Below are 1,157 nucleotides of genomic sequence, written 5' to 3' on the forward strand. Positions count from 1 at the left end.
ATGCGCCACGCGTCGCGGGAGCTCATCGCCGCACTGGCTGCCTTGCCCTGCCATGCAGTTGGCGAAAGGACTGCGGAAGCGGCGCGCAAGGCAGGCTTCGTGTCGGTGAGCGAAGGCCCCGGCGATGCCGTGGCGCTGGCCGATGCGATCGCCGGCGGCTCTCCGGCAGGGACGATCGTCTATCTCTGCGGCCGCGTGCGCTTTCCTGCCTTCGAGCAGCGCCTCTCGGCGGCCGATATTCCGGTCCGCGCCGTCGAAACCTACGACACGATCGCGCTCAACTATTCTGACGCGGATGTGGTTGCGCGGCTGTCCGGCGGGCCGGTCGATGCGGTCCTGCTCTATTCGGCCAAAGCCGCCCTGGCGATGCAGGTCCTGATCCGGCGACCGGCGCTCGGCGATCATTTTGAAAAGACCAGATTTTTCGCGCTGTCGGGACGTATCGCCGCAGCGCTCGACGGCGTCGCTCCCGAACGGGTTCGCGTCGCCGGGGAACCGCAGGAAGACGCGCTGATCGGGCTATTGCTGGCCGGACGCTAAGCAGATTCCGAAAAGTGTCACACGGTTTTCCGACAAGAATCTGCGACAAGACAAAATGCCTAAGCAGGCATTCGTTGGCTTGCCAAGGAATGCCTGCTTAGGGTCTGTGTCATCACGCCGCCCCTTTTCACCGCTTGGTGATGTGCTAGAGCATCCTTCAGCTCTAGACCCTTTGAACCATCCCAAGCCAATTTGCGGAGCCCAAGCAATGGTCAAGACGCCGAAGATGCGACATTCGAAGAGCCGCCGCGAGCCGGTGACGATCGAACTCGAGCCCGGCGCCGTCTCGCGCATCGTCGAGGAGGATGCGGCGAAGACTGTCGAGGCCGAGGCGGAGGAAGCCGCAAGCGCTTCGCAACCCGAGGCCCCGGCGGAGCCGGTGCATGCCGACCAGGTCGATCATGAGCCCTGGGAGCACAGCGACGCCGCAACGCAGGCCGGAACGGAAGACGCCGCCGCCAAGGGCTCGGATGAGGCGGAACGCCCCTATCCGGCTGGGTCCGACCTGCCGCCGAATCAGACGCACGCTTCCGACTACAGTTTCGAGGATGCCTCGGCCAGGGCGGCCGCCGAAGACGCGCCGAAAGCAACCCGCGCGAGGGAGGACTATATGGCAC

General features: G+C 65.0%; 1 protein-coding gene and 1 pseudogene. Both read left to right on the forward strand.

What is annotated here, in order from left to right; genetic code table 11:
* Window positions 1-540, forward strand: a 540-nt coding sequence (locus EN742_RS35490; protein WP_128333917.1) for a uroporphyrinogen-III synthase, incomplete at its 5' end; no start/stop codon positions are given.
* Window positions 541-748: 208 nt separating this feature from the next.
* Window positions 749-1,157 (forward strand): annotated as a pseudogene (locus EN742_RS35495) (phage tail protein); the annotation flags it as partial.

Origin of the sequence: Mesorhizobium sp. M4A.F.Ca.ET.020.02.1.1, from assembly GCF_004022645.1 — a bacterium.
Lineage (GTDB): Bacteria > Pseudomonadota > Alphaproteobacteria > Rhizobiales > Rhizobiaceae > Mesorhizobium.